Here is a 232-nt window from a genome sequence, read left to right as displayed (position 1 = left end):
TTAGGCTGGATGTACAGCGCGTTACGCTCGCTGAATTCGGCCAGTTTCCAGGTGTAGCCTGTTTCGACAGAGGCGGTGATGCCGTCTGAATCATACTTTTCAGACGCCAGACCCTGTCCGGACACGGTGTTATCAAACCAGTTGTAGAGCAGCCAGCCATCGACATACGCACCGGTTTTATCGGCGTCGTTGGCATACCAGGTGCCGTACAGACCGGCGCTGTAGCCGCTGA

At 56.0% G+C, this 232-nt stretch carries 1 protein-coding gene; it reads right to left on the bottom strand.

Features of this window, described 5'->3' with window-relative positions; genetic code table 11:
- Positions 1 to 232: autotransporter outer membrane beta-barrel domain-containing protein (locus OGW13_RS00005; protein ID WP_287115445.1), on the bottom strand; the 232-nt coding region annotated here is incomplete at both ends.

Source organism: Citrobacter sp. Ca225 (genome assembly GCF_030337175.1).
GTDB classification, from domain to species: domain Bacteria; phylum Pseudomonadota; class Gammaproteobacteria; order Enterobacterales; family Enterobacteriaceae; genus Citrobacter_A; species Citrobacter_A amalonaticus.
This window is presented reverse-complemented; position numbering and strand designations above follow the sequence as displayed.